The sequence below is a fragment of the Desulfocastanea catecholica genome (assembly GCF_054657295.1).
On the sequence record NZ_BAAHYZ010000013.1, the window covers coordinates 64,644 to 84,994 of the forward strand.

At 50.6% G+C, this 20,351-nt stretch carries 19 protein-coding genes and 1 other RNA gene; 15 read left to right on the forward strand and 5 right to left on the reverse strand.

From position 1 onward, the window contains the following. Window positions 1-130 precede the first annotated feature (130 nt). From ACYQ8U_RS13070 to tyrS, 6 genes are all read left to right on the forward strand, one after another. The gene (locus tag ACYQ8U_RS13070; RefSeq protein WP_459945991.1) at window positions 131-616 is read left to right on the forward strand and encodes an NUDIX hydrolase; all 486 of its coding nucleotides are present in this window, start codon (window positions 131-133) and stop codon (window positions 614-616) included. A gap of 161 nt (window positions 617-777) precedes the next feature. Further along, window positions 778-1,164, forward strand: coding sequence for a hypothetical protein (locus ACYQ8U_RS13075; RefSeq protein WP_459945992.1), 387 nt, complete (start codon window positions 778-780; stop codon window positions 1,162-1,164). Between the two features lie 126 nt (window positions 1,165-1,290). Next, window positions 1,291-1,590 (forward strand): cell division protein ZapA, encoded by a 300-nt coding sequence (locus ACYQ8U_RS13080; RefSeq protein ID WP_459945993.1) that lies wholly within the window; start codon window positions 1,291-1,293, stop codon window positions 1,588-1,590. A 130-nt stretch (window positions 1,591-1,720) separates the two neighbouring features. Beyond that, window positions 1,721-1,894: non-coding RNA, 6S RNA (ssrS, locus tag ACYQ8U_RS13085), on the forward strand. A gap of 642 nt (window positions 1,895-2,536) precedes the next feature. Further along, entirely contained in the window at window positions 2,537-4,102 is a 1,566-nt protein-coding gene (gene rny / locus ACYQ8U_RS13090) for a ribonuclease Y (protein ID WP_459945994.1), read from the forward strand. A 66-nt stretch (window positions 4,103-4,168) separates the two neighbouring features. After that, on the forward strand, window positions 4,169-5,380 hold the full coding sequence (tyrS, locus tag ACYQ8U_RS13095; RefSeq protein WP_459945995.1) for a tyrosine--tRNA ligase: 1,212 nt from the start codon (window positions 4,169-4,171) through the stop codon (window positions 5,378-5,380). Window positions 5,381-5,490: 110 nt separating this feature from the next. Here the strand turns inward: tyrS and ACYQ8U_RS13100 are convergent, their stop codons facing one another. The 3 genes from ACYQ8U_RS13100 to ACYQ8U_RS13110 all read right to left on the reverse strand — a co-directional run bounded on the left by ACYQ8U_RS13100 (window position 5,491) and on the right by ACYQ8U_RS13110 (window position 7,799). Beyond that, window positions 5,491-5,907 carry a Fur family transcriptional regulator gene (locus ACYQ8U_RS13100; protein ID WP_459945996.1) on the reverse strand — a complete coding sequence of 139 codons (417 nt, stop codon included), beginning with the start codon at window positions 5,905-5,907 and terminating at the stop codon, window positions 5,491-5,493. Window positions 5,908-6,086: 179 nt separating this feature from the next. Continuing rightward, window positions 6,087-7,376, reverse strand: a complete 1,290-nt coding sequence (locus tag ACYQ8U_RS13105) for a radical SAM family protein (RefSeq protein WP_459945997.1) — start codon at window positions 7,374-7,376, stop codon at window positions 6,087-6,089. Continuing rightward, a complete protein-coding gene (locus tag ACYQ8U_RS13110) occupies window positions 7,377-7,799 on the reverse strand; it encodes a hypothetical protein (protein WP_459945998.1) in 423 nt (140 codons plus the stop codon). Between the two features lie 483 nt (window positions 7,800-8,282). Between ACYQ8U_RS13110 and pal the strand changes: the two genes are divergently transcribed. The 7 genes from pal to glgB all read left to right on the forward strand — a co-directional run bounded on the left by pal (window position 8,283) and on the right by glgB (window position 14,125). Further along, entirely contained in the window at window positions 8,283-8,798 is a 516-nt protein-coding gene (gene pal / locus ACYQ8U_RS13115; protein ID WP_459945999.1) for a peptidoglycan-associated lipoprotein Pal, read from the forward strand. A gap of 41 nt (window positions 8,799-8,839) precedes the next feature. Then, on the forward strand, window positions 8,840-9,370 hold the full coding sequence (locus ACYQ8U_RS13120) for an OmpH/Skp family outer membrane protein (protein ID WP_459946000.1): 531 nt from the start codon (window positions 8,840-8,842) through the stop codon (window positions 9,368-9,370). Window positions 9,371-9,478: 108 nt separating this feature from the next. Next, window positions 9,479-10,360, forward strand: coding sequence for a YicC/YloC family endoribonuclease (locus ACYQ8U_RS13125; protein ID WP_459946001.1), 882 nt, complete (start codon window positions 9,479-9,481; stop codon window positions 10,358-10,360). A gap of 63 nt (window positions 10,361-10,423) precedes the next feature. Continuing rightward, a complete protein-coding gene (locus ACYQ8U_RS13130; protein WP_459946002.1) occupies window positions 10,424-10,711 on the forward strand; it encodes an extracellular matrix/biofilm biosynthesis regulator RemA family protein in 288 nt (95 codons plus the stop codon). Window positions 10,712-10,719: 8 nt separating this feature from the next. Next, a complete protein-coding gene (gene gmk / locus ACYQ8U_RS13135; protein WP_459946003.1) occupies window positions 10,720-11,334 on the forward strand; it encodes a guanylate kinase in 615 nt (204 codons plus the stop codon). Beyond that, window positions 11,331-12,149: a 23S rRNA (guanosine(2251)-2'-O)-methyltransferase RlmB gene (gene rlmB, locus ACYQ8U_RS13140; RefSeq protein WP_459946004.1), complete on the forward strand. Its 819-nt coding sequence runs from the start codon at window positions 11,331-11,333 to the stop codon at window positions 12,147-12,149. The genes gmk and rlmB overlap by 4 nt, the downstream gene beginning before the upstream one ends. A gap of 59 nt (window positions 12,150-12,208) precedes the next feature. Beyond that, window positions 12,209-14,125 carry a 1,4-alpha-glucan branching protein GlgB gene (gene glgB, locus ACYQ8U_RS13145; protein WP_459946005.1) on the forward strand — a complete coding sequence of 639 codons (1,917 nt, stop codon included), beginning with the start codon at window positions 12,209-12,211 and terminating at the stop codon, window positions 14,123-14,125. 25 nt (window positions 14,126-14,150) lie between these two features. Here glgB and ACYQ8U_RS13150 read toward each other — a convergent pair whose 3' ends face one another. Together ACYQ8U_RS13150 and ACYQ8U_RS13155 are read right to left on the reverse strand one after the other, a co-directional pair. Next, window positions 14,151-15,488: a sigma-54-dependent transcriptional regulator gene (locus ACYQ8U_RS13150; RefSeq protein ID WP_459946006.1), complete on the reverse strand. Its 1,338-nt coding sequence runs from the start codon at window positions 15,486-15,488 to the stop codon at window positions 14,151-14,153. Window positions 15,489-15,499: 11 nt separating this feature from the next. Further along, complete coding sequence (locus ACYQ8U_RS13155; RefSeq protein WP_459946007.1) at window positions 15,500-17,059, reverse strand: ATP-binding protein; 1,560 nt, start codon at window positions 17,057-17,059, stop codon at window positions 15,500-15,502. A 471-nt stretch (window positions 17,060-17,530) separates the two neighbouring features. Between ACYQ8U_RS13155 and ACYQ8U_RS13160 the strand changes: the two genes are divergently transcribed. Together ACYQ8U_RS13160 and ACYQ8U_RS13165 are read left to right on the forward strand one after the other, a co-directional pair. Next, a complete protein-coding gene (locus tag ACYQ8U_RS13160) occupies window positions 17,531-17,908 on the forward strand; it encodes a cytochrome c3 family protein (RefSeq protein WP_459946008.1) in 378 nt (125 codons plus the stop codon). 37 nt (window positions 17,909-17,945) lie between these two features. Beyond that, window positions 17,946-20,333: a molybdopterin oxidoreductase family protein gene (locus ACYQ8U_RS13165; RefSeq protein WP_459946009.1), complete on the forward strand. Its 2,388-nt coding sequence runs from the start codon at window positions 17,946-17,948 to the stop codon at window positions 20,331-20,333. Window positions 20,334-20,351: the final 18 nt, after the last annotated feature.

A 20,351-nucleotide genomic window follows, 5' to 3' on the forward strand; every position in this document is an offset into this window, starting at 1 on the left:
GTGTCGCTATTATGTTGTTGTTGTGTTGTTTGGCAGTGTGCTTCATAAAAAAATAATGCCTAATCATATCACAAGTGAGGGAGCAGCGGAATATGTATCTTCAGTCATTGACCGAAAAATGGAGGACGGGATGTACACACCGATAGTCGCAACGCTGGGCTATATTTTGTCCCCCGATCGCAAGCAAACTTTGCTCGTGCATCGAAACAAGCGCTCTGATGACCAGCATCTCGGCAAATATAACGGCCTGGGCGGGAAAATGCTTCCTGAAGAGGATATCTTTCAATGTCTCGTCCGGGAGATATACGAAGAAGCGAACATTATCTGCGACAGGGTTGTATTGCGCGGAACAATAAATTGGACCGGTTTCGGTCCCCAGGGAGAAAATTGGTTTGGTTTTATCTACAGGATAGATACTTTCACCGGAACTCCAGCTGTTTGCAACGAAGAAGGGGATTTGGTCTGGGTTGATGTGGCGGATATCATGCAGTTACCGATGTGGGAAGGAGATAGATTTTTTTTACCGATGGTGTTTGATGATGATCCCAGGGTTTTCCATGGCTTCATGCCCTATGACAATGCCCGACCGATTGACTGGCATTATTCCAGAATCTGATAGAGGTTGCAGGGATTACAACGCATGGTATATTCTCGGTGGTACAGTGACAAAAAATCTGAAACAGGGCGGAGACGAAATCTCATGGCCTGCAGATTGGTCAAGAACCAGCAAGAAATAATAATATTATCAATATAATAAACAATCGAGGGAGAAAAAATATGGAACAGGAAAGTGAATTGCAGCGACTTGAAAAATTTGTTGAAAAATTATTGACTCGCTTTTCCGCATTAAAGGCCGAAAAAGCACAACTCGAGCAGGAAGTTTTTGAGCGAGATCTGTTGATCGAGGAATTGAGAGACAACATCTCTTCTAAGGTCACCGAACGAAACGAGATCAGCGAGAGAGTGAACAAAATTGTTGATCAGATAGAAGAGTGGGAGCTTAACCTGGACAAAAACGAGACAGCGGCGGACAGCTCTTCTGAGACAGGGAATATTGATGAGAATGATCTTCGGTCAGAGATCGAGGAGATTGAAGAAAGAAATGACGAAGAAGAGAGACGCGCTGAGCAGGACCTTTTTTCCATGTCTGATTCAAAGGAATAGCGCTTCATAGCGATTATAGCGTAGGTGGAGAGTATAATGCCGTTTAATGCAGGACGATAGGCAAACCACATACAGCTAAAAAAATGTATGTAGCACAGCAGAATTTAAAGGTGGATCCGGATTACTATGTCTGAGACGGAAAGGTTGGTAAGGTTCGAACTGCTGGGGCAAGAGTATAAGTTTTATACCGCCTCCTCCGATGAGGAATTCAGGTCGATTCTTTCCCTGGTTCGCCAGCTGGTCGAAGCCGGATCGCCGCAGACCACAGGAACTCTACCGGTCGGCAAAGTGGCAATTATGGCCTGTTTGAATATCGCCTCCCGCTATGTCAAACTTGCACAGGAATTTGAGGCATATAAAAGGGATTCCGAGGAAAGAATTGTTCGTCTCAATGAAGAAATAAGAGCCAGGTTGCTCGCGGAGTGAGAGTGGCCGGTATAATTTGTTTTCGTTTGCCGGAAAGTCTGTTATAATTCTGTTAAGGATAAGATTCCTTGAAAACTGTATTGAAAGTAACCATATAATATAGTTGACTGAATATACAAATGAACAAAAGTTTTCCCTGCACTGTTGGTGATCTTCAGTGTGTGTTGAGCCAACTCCCAAAAAAAGGGTAACTCCACTGATATTAAAAAGAAAATCGTTCGTCGAATTTCTTGGAGGTATTATGAGGCTGCCCACCTATTTAATAGGTTTAACTTTCCTGGTGACACGGCAGTGTGGGGAAGATGTCCATTCGGGTTGAATGGACATAATTTGCTGCGTATTTTTTTCTATCCGGCTTGATGTTTTTCAAAAGAAAATTTTTTGGAAAAATAATGCCGGTTAAACATATAATAGCAGATTGACCTCAGCAGAAAGGTGCTGTTGGGACAAAATACACATTAAGGGAAAGCAGAACTGCTTTTTATAGATATTTCTCTGAATAAACCGATTTGATCAGCTTATTTAGATTGACTTATTCTTACATAAGAACGTGGAATAACCTCTTAAAACAGAGGCAGTTTACAAAAATAATTCTGTTTACTGGTATTGTAATTATCTGAAGGTAAAACGGATTGTTCAGTTTCGCCCGGGTGCGTATTGACGTGTGGTGTCATGCGACGCGTGGTTGCCGGGTAAGAATCGTGGTCGAAAGACGAGAGAACTATCTGTATATTTGAGGAGAGGTCACCAACTGGTCGCTTGCGTTTGTTTGGAAGTTGTTGATCTCGGGTAAGTAATAACAGAAGGAGTGTTTGTTATATACACTGCCAGTTCTAGTCCGGTCGAAATGAAGCAGGCTTGAGCTCTCTCAAAGTTCCCCCCATTTATTTTGTTTTCCTTTGCTTTTTCTTCTGTCCTGTCAATCCTCACCAGATAGGATTGTCCAATGGATTTACTAACCCATCCATATTTACTCGTCTTTGTCAGCCTGCTCATCGGTACAGCCACAGGTATTTACTTAAGGAAGCTGGTTGTTGAGGGGCACGAAAAAAACATAAAAATTCAAAGTAATCAGATTGTCGAAAAAGCCATAGTTGAGGCCGAACAAATCAGAAAGGAGGCCCTGCTGCAAAGCAAGGAAGCTGCTTATCAGATTAAACAGGCCTTGGAGGCAGAACTCAAAGCGGAAAGAGAAGAGTTAAAAGAAGAGCAGCGACAGCTGAAGCGAAAAAGAGACAGTCTCAAACGGGAGTGGGACGGTTTTGACCGAAAACAGACAGAACTTTACAATAGCGAGCGATTGGTCAAGCAGCAGGAGATAGAGTGGCAGGAGAAGCACAAGGAAATAGATACACTGGTCAGTGCAAAACGCTACGAACTGGCCCAATTAGCCGGGATAAGTCAAGAAGAAGCCAAGAAGCTGCTCATGGATTCGCTGGAAAGCGAAGCGCGCATGGAAGCAGCGAAAAAGCTGGTCAGGATAGAAAACGAGATGAAAATGGAGGCGGACCGGAAAGGGAAAAATATTCTGGCCCTGGCTATTTCACGTTATGCCGGCGATTATGTGGCGGACAGAACCGTGTCGATGGTGCCGTTGCCAAGCGATGAAATGAAAGGGCGGATCATTGGCCGGGAAGGGCGCAATATCCGGGCCATTGAAGCCGCTACCGGAATTGATATCATTATCGATGATACCCCTGAAGCGGTAATTTTGTCCGGTTTCAATCCGGTGCGTCGAGAAGTGGCCCGGTTGGCGCTCCTGCAGCTCATCAGTGACGGTAGAATTCATCCGGGTCGTATTGAAGAAGTAGTTGAAAAAGTAACCAAAGATCTTGAAATTACCATGCGTGAAGCAGGGGAACAGGCAACCTTTGACGTCGGAGCGCATGGGGTGCACGTCGAGTTGATCAATCTGCTCGGCCGATTGAAATACCGCACCAGCTATGGGCAAAATGTTCTCCAGCACTCTCTTGAAGTAGCCTTTCTCTGTGGTATAATGGCCTCCGAACTTGGCGTTGATGTGAAAATGGCCAAGCGTGCAGGACTCTTGCACGATATAGGTAAGGCGGTTGACCATGAAGTCGAGGGATCGCACGCGATCATAGGCCGGGATCTTGCGAAAAAATACGGCGAACCGGAACAGGTGGTTTATGCCATCGGGGCTCACCATGAGGAACTGCCGCCTTTAAGCGTCATTGATATTCTGGTGCAGTCGGCAGATGCCCTGTCCGGCGCCCGTCCCGGAGCCAGGAAGGAAATGCTGCAGAGTTACGTCAAGCGTCTTGAGGATCTCGAGGCTATTGCCAACGGATTCAATGGGGTGGAAAAATCCTATGCGATTCAGGCCGGCCGCGATCTGCGGATCATTGTTGATTCGAATAAAGTAAAAGATGAAGATGCGACTCTTCTGAGTCAGGATATCGCCAGGTCGATTGAGAGCAAATTAACCTATCCCGGCCAGATACGGGTCACTGTTATTCGGGAAACCAGGGCGGTCGAATATGCAAAATAGATGAATTTTGCACTCACCGAGATAATACAAAGATAAAAACTACATAAATTATTGGCATAAAATACCATGGCGTCAATTGAAGAGCAGCTGGAACTTATAGAACGGGGAGCTGTCGACTGCATCTCCCGCGAGGAATTGATCAAAAAACTGAAAAAATCCGAGAAAACCGGTATTCCTTTGAAGATTAAAGCCGGTTTTGATCCAACCGCTCCTGATCTGCATCTCGGACATACGGTTCTGCTCCAGAAGTTGAAGCATTTTCAAGATCTGGGTCATGATATTTATTTTCTCATCGGGGATTTTACCGGAATGATTGGTGACCCGACGGGTAAATCCGAAACGAGAAAGGCCTTGACCGTCGAGGAGGTAGCAGAAAATGCCGAATCCTATAAAGAGCAGGTATTTAAAATCCTTGACCCGAAAAAAACCCGGGTGGTTTTTAACAGCGCCTGGCTTGGCAAATTGACCTCTATTGATATGATCAAGCTGGCCTCGCAGCTGACCGTTGCCCGCATGCTTGAGCGCGATGATTTCCACAACAGGTTTACCTCCGGTAAGCCAATTTCCATTCATGAATTTCTTTACCCGCTTATTCAAGGCTACGATTCGGTAGCCCTCGAGGCGGATGTCGAGCTGGGAGGGACAGATCAGCTGTTTAACCTGCTCATGGGCAGGGATCTGCAAAGGTCGCACAATCAGGAGCCACAGGTGGTGCTGACGATGCCGCTGCTTGAAGGATTGGACGGCATCAATAAAATGAGTAAATCCCTCGGAAATTATATCGGCATCACTGAATCCGCCGATAATATCTACGGCAAGGTGCTGTCGGTCTCCGATGATCTCATGTTTAGATATTTTTCTCTGCTCAGTGATTTAAGCAATGCGCAAATTGCCGACCTGAGGAATAAGGTAGAAAGCAATCTGCTGCACCCAAAAGAGGTGAAAAAACAGCTGGCGCGGGAGCTTACCGCACGCTTCCATGGGCTTTTCGCAGCCGAGGCAGCGGAAGAAAATTTTGAAAAGGTCTTCCAGCAGGGGGGTGTGCCGGATGATATCCCCGAGGTGCGATGCACTGCCACTGAGCCAATTGCCTTACCGCAGTTGCTGGTGGATGCCGGGCTCGTCAAATCGACCTCCGAAGCTCGAAGAATGATTCAGCAGAGTGCCGTATCCATTAACGGGGAAAAGGTGGGTGATGTGACTGCGCTTGTCACTCCGCTCGGTGAAATACTCGTTAAGGTGGGCAAACGCAGATTCTGTAAGGTGGTTTTCGGCTAAGGGATTGCAAGGAGATACCATTGATCATTACAAAAAAGGGGGCTTGATCGCGAAAAGACGATCAAGCCCCCTTTTTTTGTCGTTGTGTGCCAAATGGTAACGAAAAAACTTTAATGAATGGATTCTTCTTCGTTCTTTTCCAGACAGTCCCGGCAGATTCCTGAAAATTCTATATGATGGCCAAGGATTTTATAGTTGCTGGCATTTTCGGCCGCCTCGTTGATCTGTTCTTGAATGGCAATATCAATATCATTGACCTTGCCGCATGAAGAGCAGCGAATATGATAGTGCGGCTTGACGGTAGCATCGAATCTCTTCTGCGTTCCCCCTACTTCAACCTTGAGGATAATGCCGTTATCGGCCATGAGTTCGAGGTTTCGGTATACCGTACCCAGGCCGATACGCGGTAAGCGCCTGCGTACCATGTCATACACTTCGTTAGCGGTCGGATGGGTTTTTACCTTTCCCAATTCTTCAAGGATGACTTGCCGCTGGGTGGTCAGCCTCATATTTGGTAATTGTTCCATAATGTTACCTCAAAAAAAATAAAAATATTGATAAGCTTTATTAAATGACATCATATCCCATGGCAAAAAGAAAGGAAAGGAAAAACAACGGGAACAAACTCTCTCTGGTACAGTACCAGGGTGCGATAGAAAATTGATGGAGCGAAATACAAAGAAAACGGATTCGCCGCTGGGGACATTTACACGGTGCCGACCTGTGGATTGAAATAGCCGAAACGAAGTGAAGGGAATTCCTGCTGTAGAAGGTTAAACCAATGGCGAATGCCCAGAGTCTGTGTATCCTCGGCAATGGCCAGGCTTCTCAGGTACCATTCCGGATCCATATTGAGGTTGCGAAGTTGGATGAAATCGGGATGGTGTGTTCTGATCAAGTTGCCCAGGGCGGCAAATTCCTGGACTGAGTCGGTAAACCCAGGGAGAATAAAGTAATTAAGGGAAACAAAACGGCCATTTTCCTTCATGACATCGATGGATTTCATGACATCAGTAAAAGTATAATTCTTCGGTCGGTAATAGGGAGTGTAGTATTCCTCCTGTGCTGAGTTGAGGCTCACCCGAAGGCTGTCCAGTCCAACCTGTGCAAGTCGTTTGACACTGCGCGGCAGACTCGAGTTTGAGTTGAGGTTGATTGTGCCTCTGGAAGTCTTGTGGCGGGTGCGCTCAATTGCTTGTTCAATAACCCCCGCCTGTAAAAGCGGTTCACCCTCGCAGCCCTGACCAAAACTGACAATCGGATTTTCGGCTGTCTCGAGGTGCGAGATGGCAATTTGGCTTATTTCCCCTGCACTTGGTACAAAAGTGATTCGGTCCTGCGTTGAAGGACAGCAGCCGGATGGCTGCAGGGAAATGCAGCCAAGACAGCGGGCGTTGCAGTCGGGCGAGGTGGGCAGAGGCGCTTCCCAGCGGCCGAGAAAGTAATTCCGGGCAGCAGGGCAACCATAGGTGAGACAGCATTTACCAAGGTGCTGTACCAGTCTGTTGTCTTTATAGAGTCGAAGTTTTTTTTTAGTACGTTTGATGACATCGGCCTGGTGGTATTGGGCGGCATCCTGGCGTTTGTCCGGGTCACTGCGAAAGCCGGTAACCCAGAAACGGTCTTGATACCAGCCGACTGCCGTGTAGGCAAAGAGCGGCAAGGTTGGGGCACCGGGTTGTGTCTGGTAGCTGCTGGAAAAAATTGCTGTATGCGCCGGAGCCATAAAGGCGGCGACCGCCAGAACCGGCTTGCCGGGTTCAAAGGGATTTTCGCTGAGCAGGGCCGGTTCATCCGTGCTCGGGTCCCACCCGACAGGAAGACGGCCGGGCAGGGTAAAGAGATCACTGCCTTCGGGCAGGGGAATCAAATCGTCGAGTGCCGGGCGAATGAAATTTCCATTGCTCATGCCGGTCATGTCAAGATCGGTGAATTCGAGAATATTACCCTGCTCGTCGGCAAACAGAAGAGCAGGGTAATCTGCCGGGTGTTCCATCTATTGTCTGAGAACCCTGAAGACGGAATCTACTGCGCGATATATTTCCAGGTCGTCACCAAAGATATCGTTAATTGCCGGATGTTCGATGAGATCTTCGACGATATACTGGGTGAAATAGAGACTGACAACATTCGGATCCTGAGCAATCGTTCGAACAGGGGCAATCTTCATCTGCAGCTCGAACTCTTCTATATAGCCCAGTTTATTGAGCTGGTTTTCAAAGGCTTCACGCATTGCAGAAACGGATGTCGTCTCGATGATCTCTCGGTCGATAAGCCGCTGAACGAGTTTTGCGGCAAATTCGGGGGCACTGTCTTTTGCTCTCTGAAACATCTTGCGGCGTTCCTGTTCACGCTTGCGGTCAATGGTGCGGATGGTTTTGTCTGTGGTTCTGTTTGGGCTGATATTTACTTTGGCCATTCAAATCTCCATATAATTGGCATCTCCAAAAGGAAATGGACCCGTTGTTTTTTTCCTGCTCGAGGACACTCTTGTCTCACAAAGCGAGACCGAATAGGGCACCCCGCAAACGTAATGTAACATAACCATAAATGATTTCCGCTATCGGGGATTGTATGATTTCTATATAATCTGATTGTATAATAATCACTAGGGTAAATTTACACTTTCTCGGCTAAAAATTGTCGTCCGACGCTGTTCAACTCTCGGCAGGACATGTCACATCAGATAACTTTTTGGCAATGCCTAAAGCAAGGACAAATCTGCCGATTGGTCGATGGTATTGATAGAAATCAGTTGATTTTCTGGAGGTTATTTGTATAGTGCGCTGTTTGATGAAATTGTCCCTGAGTGAGGATACTCACTGCAATTGTCACTTTGATAGCTAACTGTTGTTAAAAAAGGTTGTAAAAATTTTTGAAGGATCTTCTGGAGGTTCTTGTCATGGTACAAAAAGTTAAAGTTCTGTTGCCGGTGTTGATGTGTGTTTCCGTTTTGGGCTTGTCCGGATGTGGATCGAAAAAAGATACTGACCAAGCGATGCAGCAAGAAGTGCAAGGCGAGGCGATGGGGGCTACCGAGTCGCTCGATTCTAAACCTCTTGGCATAAGCGAAGGTCGCACGACCGATGGAATGCTCCCTGTTTATTTTGAATTTGATTCTTCGGACATTAAAAGTGATCAGGTTGCACGTATTGAAGTAAATGCTGATTTTCTCAAAAATCAGCCGGGATACGATGTAAAGATAGAGGGGAACTGCGATTCACGTGGTACGAACGAATACAATATGGCCTTAGGTGAACGACGTGCCTTGAGTGCCAAAAAATATTTGGTCAACCTTGGCGTAGATGAGGCTAAATTGAGTACCATCAGCTATGGAGAAGAAAGAGTATTGCTCCACGGTCATGATGAACTTTCCTGGGCACAGAACAGGCGTGCAGACTTCGTCGTTGTAGAATAATAACAAGCAGTAGACGTTTTTAAAATCTTTCGGAGTACACAATGGTATCTCAAAAAAAATCGCTGGCCGGCTTGATCTTCTTGTTGGTCTGTTTTGCTGCAGGCAGCTGCTTTTCCGCCGATCTGAAAATCGGTATTATGAATGTTCAGAAAATCATTATTGAATGTGATGCGGGCAAGGCAGCAAAAAGCCGATTTGACGTGAAGATGAAGACACTTCAGTCGAGCTTCAAGGCAGAAGAGAACGCTCTCAAAGCAATGCAGGAAGAGATAAAGAAAAAAAGCTCTGCCTGGAGTGAAGAGAAAAAGAATGAGAAGGTTCGGGAATTTCAAAAAAGCGGCAGGGAACTTCAGGCCAAGACCGAAGATGCCCGTTTTGAGATGAAAAGCCTGCAGGATAAAGAACTTGAGCCGATTCTCAAAGCTCTTGAAACGGTTGTCAACAAATATGGTAAAGATAATGGCTACACCGCAATAATGGATTCTAAAAACGGCGTGGTTTATTTTGACCCAAAAATTGATATCAGTGATGTCATTATCAAGAAACTGAATGGGGCATTAGCAGGAAAATAATTTTCTGGAATGCTTTGTTTTACTGATAAGATCGTTGGCAAAACGATGTAGAGGGATAACCTTCTACATCGTTTTGTTGTTTTTACGGTTTGCGTAGAGGAAGAAATTGTGGCTATAAAAAGTATGACCGGTTTTGGCCGGGGAGAATTGGAAAAAGATGGTCGGGTTTGGACTGCCGAAGTCAGGTGCGTCAACAACAGGTATCTTGATCTGAAAATGAAACTTCCTCGGGGCTATGCCTGTCTGGAGGAGAAAATTCGTAAAAAGGTGACGGAGACGCATTTACGCGGCCGGGTAGACCTGCTTGTTTCGGTCAGCGGTGATTTTTCCGACCTCCACGAGGTGAAAGTCAATCTGGCGCTGGCCGCCGGGTATAGGGATGCCCTGCAAACCCTGTCCGAGGAATTTGGCCTGGAAAACACGATCACCCCCCAGCTTCTCGCTGCCTATCCCGAGGTTCTGGTGCGGGAGCAGAAGGATGAAGATATGCCTGTCGTGTGGCAGCTGGTGGAAAAAATTATTGACGCGGCTTTGGAAAGTTGTGATACGATGAGGGCGCAGGAAGGTGAGGTGTTAACCGCGGATCTTCTCGGCCGGTTAACCTTTTTTGAAAAAACCATCGCCGGCATTGAGAAAAGTATCCCGGAATTGCTGGAACAGCGGCAGAGAAACCTGCAGGAACGGCTTGACAAACTGTTGACAAACGTTCAGCTTGATCCGGCCCGTTTAGCCCAGGAAATCGCGGTGATGGCCGATAAAACCGATGTCACCGAAGAAATCGTTCGATTGCGCTGCCATATCAGTCAGTTTACCCTGTTTCTTGCGGAAGGAAACGGTATTGGGCGTAAGCTTGATTTTCTCATTCAGGAATTCCTGCGCGAGGTGAATACCCTGGCGTCGAAGATAAACGACGCGACGGTGGCCCATCTTACTGTCGATTTGAAGAGTGAGCTGGAAAAGATGCGCGAGCAGGTGCAAAATATTGAATAAACAAGAGGTAAGCGCAGACTCCGGAATGATCTGTGAGGTTCTCATTTAAAATCATGGTGCGCTATGCAGTTATTGAACATCGGCTTCGGCAATACCGTAATTGTAGAAAAAATAGTTGCTGTCATTAACACCGGCTCTTCCCCGGCCCGCAAGTTGAAAGAGGTGGCGAAGATGGAAGGCCGGCTGGTAGATGTGACCGAAGGCAGACGAACGAGATCAATTCTTGTCATGGAATCAAACCATATCATTCTCTCTTCCGTACAGCCTGATACAATCAGTCAGAGAATGCAGGCCCTCCAGCTTGAGCATAATCTGGCTGCACATGTTGAACAGCAAAAAGCAAAATCCTAGGAGTCGCTATGACCGCAGGTAGATTGTTTGTCATCTCCGCGCCGTCCGGTGCCGGCAAGACCACCATGCTTAAACGGGTAATGGCCGATACTCCCGGATTGGTCTTTTCTATCTCGCATACGACCCGTGCGCCTCGACCGGGGGAAAAGCATGGTGTTGATTACTATTTTGTGTCCCGTGACGAGTTTTCAGCGATGATCCAAAGGCAGGCGTTTCTGGAATACGCCGAGGTACATGGCAACCTTTACGGAACAAGTACTGATGCCATAGGTGTCCAGCTGGACGACGGCCTGGACGTTATCCTTGATATCGATGTCCAGGGCGCGTCTATCTTGCGCCGGAGAGGACGACCGGAGGCAACACATATCTTCATTTCGCCGCCGAATCTGGATGAACTTGAAAAAAGGCTCCGCGGCCGAGGAACGGAGAGTGAGGAAACGGTCAGGTTGCGGCTGAAGAATGCGGCAACCGAGATACGGGCCGCCGCCGCCTATGAATATTTGATTATCAACGATACCCTTGATGAGGCAACCAATCTTCTGACGGCCATCATTCTGGCGGAACGGGCCAGGGGCCATCGGCGGCCATCCGGCAAACCTATCAGCGAGCGAGTGATCTCATGAAAAAACAGGGCGCGGGAGCCAAACCGTCGGGAGAAAAAAGTATTCGCCTCAGTGAAGATCTGCTGTGGGGCGTGCATCCAGTCTTCGAGGGTCTGGAGAAAGAGCCCGATCGATTTACGGAAATCATCCTGCAGAAGGACCGGCGGGGAGGGAAGATCGAAGCGATTATCGAAAAGGCCCGGCAACACAGTGTCAAACTCACCTTTGTCGAATCGTTGCGTATAACCGGTGAAGGGAGTGAGCAGGTGCGACATCAGGGGGTTGTTGCCCGAATCAGCGGAACACCGCTGATCGCCTTTGATGACCTGGTGGAGAAGCTGAAGGGCCGTATCGCCGACGGTGAAAATGTCCGTCTGATGGTCTGCGACTCCCTGCAGGACCCGCATAACCTCGGGGCAATAATCCGTTCCGCACTGGCCTCCGGTGCAGCCGGTGTTCTGGTCACCCGGGAACGTTCGGCACCGCTCGGCGGGACGGCGGCAAAGTCATCCGCCGGAGCCATGTCGCACCTTGATATCTGCCAGGTCACCAATCTGGTGAGTGCTCTGAAGGATTTGAAAAAAGCTGGGTTGTGGATCTTTGGCGCGGTAAAAGATGCCGACGCCCATTCCCTCTATCAGACGGATTTGACGGTGCCCGCCTGTCTGGTCGTTGGCAGCGAAGGGAAGGGCATCCGGCCGCTGGTGAAAAAAGAATGCGATGTGCTGCTCTCTATCCCCATGGTCGGCAGTCTTGATTCCTTGAATAGTTCCGTTGCCGCAGCGGTGATTCTCTTCGAGGCCATGCGGCAGAGCTTGGCCGCTCCAGGCAAGTAACGAACCTTGCCGTCCGTAAGACTTTTTTTACCCCCACGCTCGACCAGAAGGAGAACCCCATGCATGCGACAACCATTTTAAGCGACTTTGATCAATACCTCATCGGTGAAGGAAGCCACGAGCGGACCTACGAAAAAATGGGCGCACATCTGGTGGAGATGAACGGTGAAAAAGGGGTGCATTTTGCCGTGTGGGCGCCCAATGCCCGCGAGGTGTACCTGATGGGCGATTTTAATGGTTGGCATGGGGCGAGTCACCTCCTTGCCTCCAGCAACAGCGGCATCTGGACCCTGTTTGTGCCGGGGCTGGAAGAATTTACCGTTTACAAGTACCGCGTCGTCAGCCAGGCGGGCGAGAGTTTCGAAAAGGCCGACCCCTACGGTTTTGCCATGGAGCTGCGCCCCAATACCGCCTCCGTGGTGGCCGATCTGGACCGCTATCAATGGTCGGATGCGGACTGGCTCAAGCGTCGGGCCAGCCAACAGGCCCTGGATCGGCCGATCTCCATTTATGAAGTACATTTGAGCTCCTGGCGTAGGGTGCCGGATGAAAAATGGGGCTCCCGCTATCTGAACTATCGTGAACTTGCCGATCAACTCATCCCCTACGTGGTGGAGATGGGCTACACCCATCTCGAACTGCTGCCCATCACCGAATATCCTTTTGATGCCTCCTGGGGCTATCAGGTACTGGGCTTTTACGCCCCCACCAGCCGTTTTGGCACGCCGGAAGAGCTGATGTATTTCATCGACCAGTGCCACCGGCACGGGCTGGCGGTTATTCTCGATTGGGTCCCCGCCCATTTTCCGAAAGATGGCGCCGGCCTGAATTTTTTTGACGGCACCCATCTCTACGCCCACACCGATCCCCGGCAGGGAGAGCACCAGGATTGGGGGACGATGATCTTCAACTACGGGCGCAACGAGGTCCGGGCCTTTCTTATTTCCAACGCCTTGTTCTGGATCGACAAATACCATTTTGATGGCCTGCGTGTCGACGCGGTGGCCTCGATGCTGTACCTCGATTACTCGCGGCAAGAGGGACAGTGGCTGCCGAACCGCTACGGCGGCCGGGAAAACCTCGAAGCGATCAGCTTTCTGCGCAAAATGAACGAGGTCGTCCACGGCGTCTTCCCGGGTGTCTTGACCATGGCCGAGGAGTCGACCTCCTGGCCGATGGTCTCCCGGCCGACCTATACCGGCGGCCTCGGCTTCAGTCTCAAGTGGAATATGGGCTGGATGCACGATACCCTCGGCTATATGCGCAAGGATCCGATCCATCGCAAATATCACCAGAATGACATGACCTTCGGTCTGCTCTATGCCTTCAATGAAAACTTCATCCTGCCGCTGTCCCACGACGAGGTAGTGCACGGTAAGGGCTCGCTGCTGAACAAAATGGCCGGGGACGAGTGGCAGAAATTTGCCAACCTGCGGGCGTACTACGGCTTCATGTGGGCCCACCCCGGGAAAAAGCTCATGTTCATGGGATGTGAATTCGGTCAGTGGCAGGAATGGAACTTCGACAGCAGTCTTGAATGGGCTGCGCTGCAGGCCCCCAATCACCTGGGGCTGCAGCGAACGGTTCAGGATTTGAATAAACTCTATCAAAACGAACCGGCTCTCCATGAAAATGATTTTACCGAGAGTGGTTTTCAATGGATCGACGCCAACGACACGGATAACAGCGTCCTGTCTTTTATGCGTAAAGCTAAATCCAGCAACGCATTCCTCGTCATTGTCTCGAACTTTACCCCGGTTCCCTGGCACGGTTATCGGATCGGCGTACCGGAGCCCGGTTATTATCAGGAGATTTTCAACAGTGATTCCGATTACTACTGGGGAAGTAACGTGGGCAATAATGGCGGGCAGGCCACCGAGCCGATATCGGTGCACGGGCATCCGCAATCGCTGTCGCTGGTATTGCCGCCGCTGGCCACGGTCATGTTCAAGTTACGGACTCTGAACAAGGGCTAAGTCTGCGTTGAAAGGCCGGTGACGGTTATTGCAATCCGTACGACTTGAGTTTTTCCCACAGATTTTTTCTGCTGATACCGAGCAGGCGCGCCGCTTCGGTGCGGTTTCCGCCACTGTGGCTGAGGGCTTTTTTCAGGCAGTTCTTTTCGACGGTGGCCAGCTGCTGACTGAGATTGAGATCCGATTCCTGCTGTATTGCGTGTTGATTGAGCTCGGTGGGCAGGTCGGCCGGGGTGATTTCCGGCCCCCGGCTGAGGACGGACGCCCTTTCTATCAAGTTGCGCAATTCTCGGGCGTTGCCAGGAAAATCGTACTGTTTGAGGCAGTTTATCGCCTCGGCGGTGATGTGCGCCGACCGGCCATGCAAGGTGTTACATTCAGAGAGAAATACCTGACAGAGTTCCTCGATATCTTCCTTATGCTCCCGGAGTGGCGGCATTTTCAGAGGAATGACCTGCAGGCGGTAGAGAAGATCCTGGCGGAAATTGCCGGCCAGAACTTCTCTCTGCAGATCTTTTGAGGTACAGGCAATTATGCGCACATCAACATTGACGCTTTTGCTGCCGCCGACCCTTTCGAACTGACTTTCCTGCAGGACGCGGAGCAATTTTGCCTGGAGCGGCCCGGGCATCTCGCCCAGCTCATCGAGGAGCAGGGTACCGTTATCGGCCAGTTCGAATTTTCCTTTTCTTTTTTGATCGGCACCGGTAAAGGCGCCCCGTTCATGGCCGAAGAGCTCGGATTCCATCAGCCCCTCCGGAATGGCGGCGCAGTTTATCGAAACAAAGGGTTTGTCATGCCTCTGGCTGGCCTTATGAATTGCCCGGGCGGCAAGCTCTTTGCCCGTGCCCGATTCGCCGGTGATAAGAATAGTTGCATTGGTCGGCGCCGCCTGTTCGATGAGCGAATAGACCTTCTGCATCGCCGGGGATTTCCCGAACAGCCTGCGGCCGTGTTCATGTTGACAGGTGGCTTCAAGGGCTTCGTATTTTGCCTTGACCGCCTGGGTTTTAAAAAGACGGGTGACCCGGATGATCAGATCGTCGAGATCAAACGGCTTGAGTATATAGTCGGCTGCCCCTTTGCGCAAACAGTCAATGGCGTCGTCAACCGAGCCGTAGGCGGTCATGATAATCACGTCGGTATCCGGGCTCTGCCGGTGCACATTCTGCAGCAGGGTCAGGCCGTCGAGGCCGGGCATGCGGATATCGGATATTATCAGGTGATACTGGTGTCTTTCAAACAGCGCCATTGCCTTCAGACCGTCTTCAGCTTCATCGACGTGCCACCCGTGTTTTTTCAGCTTGTCGTATATGGAAATCCGCATGATTTCATCATCTTCGGCGAGCAGTATTTTCGGCATGGTGTTCTCTCTTAAATTTGTATCGGAATGGTTATGGTGAAGAGGGTTCCCACGCCAAGCCTGCTGTTCACGGTGATTTTTCCGTCCATCCGTTGCACCAGGGAATAGGTGACGGCAAGCCCCAGTCCGGTTCCCTCTCCAACGCCTTTTGTCGTGAAAAAAGGATCAAAAATATGCGGCAGATTTGCTTTGGTTATCCCATGCCCCGTGTCGCGAAAGGTTAAAACCAGCTCCTCGCCCTGTTCCCGGCATTCAATGGTCAGTTTCCCGCCGTCCTGCATAGCCTGAATAGCATTCAGTCCGATATTGATGATGATTTGTTTGAGCGCTTCGGCATCGACCCGGTGATCGGTCGATACGGCAATGTTTGTCTCGAGCTGGATATTTTTCAGCTTATAGGAAAGAAGCTGTGTGCACTCGCTGAAAAGAACGCGCAGGTCGATTTCCCTTGCCTTCAGCGGTTCGGTCCTGCCGAAATTGAGCAGCTGCCGCATGGTCATTTCAATCTGTCGCAGTCCTTTGTCGAGAAGGGGCAGATAGCGCTCGGTCAGTTCACGGTCGTCCGGATTCTCCCGCATGGATTTAACACAGTTGAGCATGCCGCCCAGAGGATTGTTCACCTCGTGGGCTATTCCCGCCGAGAGGATACCGAGCGAGGCCATTTTTTCGCTTAAATGGGCCTGGCCTCTTGTTTGTAGCAGTTCTTCCTGGGATTTTTTCAGGCGGTCGCAAAAGAGCACGAAGTTGTCACTGACACTGTCCAGCTCGTCCCTGAAGACAGAAGGCAGCAAATAGTCTTCCGGCGGATCCTCCGGGAAACTGTCCATCGCCTGGGTCAGCCGGGTTATGCGGTGCACGATCAGGGATTCAAACATGAGAAAGAGGGCCACCGTAACAAAGAAAACGCTCGCCACACCTATCAGGATAAGGGTGTGTATGTTTCTCCTGATAAGATCATCGGCCCAGCTGATCGGGATGCTGATGGAGAGACCGCCGCGGATATCGCCTTCGCCATAGCCGTGCCGGGCATGGCAGCCGAGACAGGATTCGGTCACCAGCAAAGGGGCGATGAATCGAACGACGCGGCCCATATCCGAATCATCAACGGCAATGACCTCCGTGGTGCCATGGGCAAAGGCCAGAAGGGATGATTTTTCAAACCGGTCCGGCGCGTTCTGCGGATTTACCGGATCGAGACTGGTGACGCGAAAATAGCCAAGCCCATCCCGTTTGGCGTAGGAGGAGAGTTCGCGGGTGATCATCGCCGGATTGCGCAGGAAATAGGTCTGTCCCAGGGCGTCGGTTACCGTTGGCAAATCGAGGAAAGGGTTGGCTTCAACGCCTTTTTTTTTCAGAACAAACAGGCCGTTGTGATCCGCGGCCCATTGCCGGGTAAGCAGAATCTGTTTGTACAGCATGCGCGCCTGCTGCTCTGCCTGTTTGAGGATCATTTTTTCATCGAACGCCGAGGTGCGATAGAGCATGAATAAATAAAATGCCGAGATAATTGCCCCAATGAAAATGATAAATTTGGTTCTTAGGGAGATGTGTGCAGGAAAACTCCAGTTCATGTCGGCGTATCCTCTCTGGAATGCAAACCAAACAGCCGTATTGTGCTCATTGAGTCACTGTACAGATCTTTCGCTTACGCTTTTGTCAGCAATTTTCGCTCCAGGCGATCCTCTCCACTATAAATGAGTTTGTGCCTGGAGGAAAGGCCCAAGGTTTTCAGTTGTCGAGATTGTTTTTTTGTAAAAGCAGTCTTCCTGCCGATAGCTCATGCCTGGATGTGTTACCGGCGGGTAGCGCAAGGCAGGGTGTCGTGTTACCTGGCGGTAGCATGAACGGTGAGTGCTGCTGCTAAGCTGTTGAAATCCTGTCGCTATATTACTGGTACGGCGTTTGCAATATCTACCTGATAAGGCGAAATTTGCTTTTCTCTCTCCCTTGCCGCTTTTTCTTCAGCTGTCAGAAGCTGCGCGATTCTATATGGTCCTCGGAGAGGAAAAAGATTGGTACAGAAACCTTTGAAAGGAGGAAGCATGGTGAAGAAAATGAAAGGAGTACATTTTGCCGGTTGTGTATTGGGCCTACTGGGGATGGTCTTGCTGACCGCGTCGGTTATGGCCTCCGATACAGCAGAAGCGGTCCATCCGGAACTGTCGGAGCAGGAGATGCTGGTCGACTGTGCTGCCTGCCACCAGGAAGCAACTCCGGAGATTGTAAAGGAGTGGTACGACTCGGTGCACGGTATCGCCATGGTCAAATGTTACCAGTGTCACGGCACCTTTGAAACTTTTGTCGTCACCCCAAGCAGGCAGAACTGCGGATCCTGTCATGCCGACATGCTTGAGAAATGTGCAGCGGATAAACCATGCTGGGAGTGTCATATACCCCATTCATTCAAGGAAAAAAAATAGATAACTACTTGAACCGACAGAGAGCAAGGAGAATATAATGGCACAGACGAGACGTGATTTTATCAAGAAAGCGGCTGCTCTTTCGGCCGCGTCCTATGTGGGTATGAGTCTGCCGATTGACAAAATCAATCTGGCAAGGGCTGATGACGGTATCGCATGGCACCGGGGCAGCTGCCGCCTCTGCGGTGTGGGCTGCCGGGTTGAACTGGGCGTCAAGGACGGCGTGCCCATGGGCCTGCGCGGCGTTGCCGAGTCGCGGACCAATTTCGGCTATGTCTGCATGAAGGGCATGCATTTCTGGAAGTGCATGCGTCATCCGGATCGTTTGACAAAGCCGCTGTACCGGGAGAAGAAGACCGAGAAATTCAAGGAAATATCCTGGGAGAAGGCGCTTGATATCGCCGCCGAGCAATTTGTGGCAGCCCACAAGGCCGGTGGCGGAGAGGCCGTCGCCTATTATGGATCCGGCCAGTCGCTGACCGAAGAGACCTACCTGTTTCAGAAGATCATGCGTGGCGGCCTGCAGTCAAATAATGTCGAAGGAAATCCCAGGCTGTGCATGGCCAGTGCCGTCGGCGGGTATCTGACTTCCTTTGGGGCGGATGAGCCCATCGGCGGTTATGCCGATCTGGAAAAAGCCCACTGCTTCTTTATTGTCGGCTCGAATACCGCCGAAGCCCATCCGGTGCTGTTTCGCCGGATCATGCGCCGAAAACTCGATAATCCCGATACCGTCAAGGTCATAAATATTGATCCGCGGATTTCTCAGACCTCGAGGATTGCCGATATCCATCTGCAGTTCAAGCCGGGAACCGATCTGGCCCTGCTCAACGCCATGGCCTTGGTCATCCTGGAGGAAAAGCTCTACGATGAAGGGTTCATAAAAAACTACGCCACCTTTCGAAAAGGGAAGGCGGAGCAGACCACTCTGGAGGATTTCAAGGCGCAGCTGGCCAGGTATACCCCAGAAGAGGCGGCAAAGATATGCGGTGGAAGCTTCAAGCCGGATGATATCAGGACCATCGCCAGATGGTTTGCCACCTCCAAAGGCACGGTCAGCTTGTGGACGATGGGGCTTAATCAGCGTAAACATGGGGTGTGGGCCAATAACCTGATGCATAACCTGCATATCCTTACCGGCCAGTTACTCAAAGACGGGGCGGACAGTCTTTCCCTCACCGGTCAGCCCAACGCCTGCGGCGGTGTCCGTGAGGGCGGTGGTCTTTGCCATATTTTGCCGGGGCACCGGCCGGTGGAGAAGGAGGCGATGCGGCGGCAGGTGGAGGCCGCCTGGGGGGTTCCGGTCGGGCGTATTCCGGAAAAACCGGGCCTGCATACCATGGCCATGTTTTCCGCGATAAACGAAGGGAAGATCAAGGCCGTCTGGGTCAACTGCACCAGCCCCGTGCAGAGTCTGCCCAACTGCAATCTGTATAATAAAGGGCTGGACCGGGAAGATGTCTTCATCGTCTGCACCGATATCTTTCACACGCTGACGACGCAGAAGGCCAATCTGGTGCTGCCGACCGCGTTCCACTTCGAGAAGAGCGGCGTCTATGGCTGTACCGAGCGGCGGTCCCAGTTGACGAAAAAGGCCATCGATCCCCCCGGCGATGCCAGGCCAGAGGTGTGGATTGTCCGGGAATGGGCCGGCAAACTGGCGGAAAAGATGAACGATCCGGTCATTGCCCAGTGTATCAAGCCCTTTGCAGGGCTGGAAGAAGGCTACGCATTACCCAAGGCTATCTGGGACGAATATACCCAGAAACTGACGGCCAACCGGGACAACGATCTGCGTGGTGCAACCTATGCCGTGCTCGAGCAGATGGCCGACGGCGTGCAGTGGCCCGCACCGACCGAGGAATATGCCCTTACCGGCGGTACGGTGAAGAAATTCGTCAAAGGCCGTGATCCGATGGCCAGCAGCGAATCGAAAAATGATCTGCCCTACCAGTTCTACGGCCCGGCACATGATGATCGCACCCTGTGGATCTGGCTGCGCGAACAGGCGGATCCCGAAGAGATACCCGACGCCGAATATCCGTTCTATCTGTCCACCGGCAGGATCATCGATCACTGGCATACCATGTCGATGACCGGTCGTATCCCTGAGCTGCTTCGAGCCAATCCGTATGCCTATATAGAGGTTAACCCAAAGGATGCCGAGCGGCTCGGCATCAAACCGGGCGACATGGTGGAAATAAAGTCACGGCGCGGGGTCAATCTCCTGCCGGCGAAGGTGTATGAAGGCCCGGTCGAAGGCATGGTCTTTGCCTACTGGCATGATCAGCATCCTGATCGCATGATCAACAAGGTAACCAAGGATGCTATTGATCCGGCCTCGAAGGAACCGGAATTCAAGATCTGTGCAGTGCAGGTGAAACGGGTATCCGGGCCGAAACCGCTCAAGCCCTATTTTGTCTAGCCGAGGTGAAACCATTTA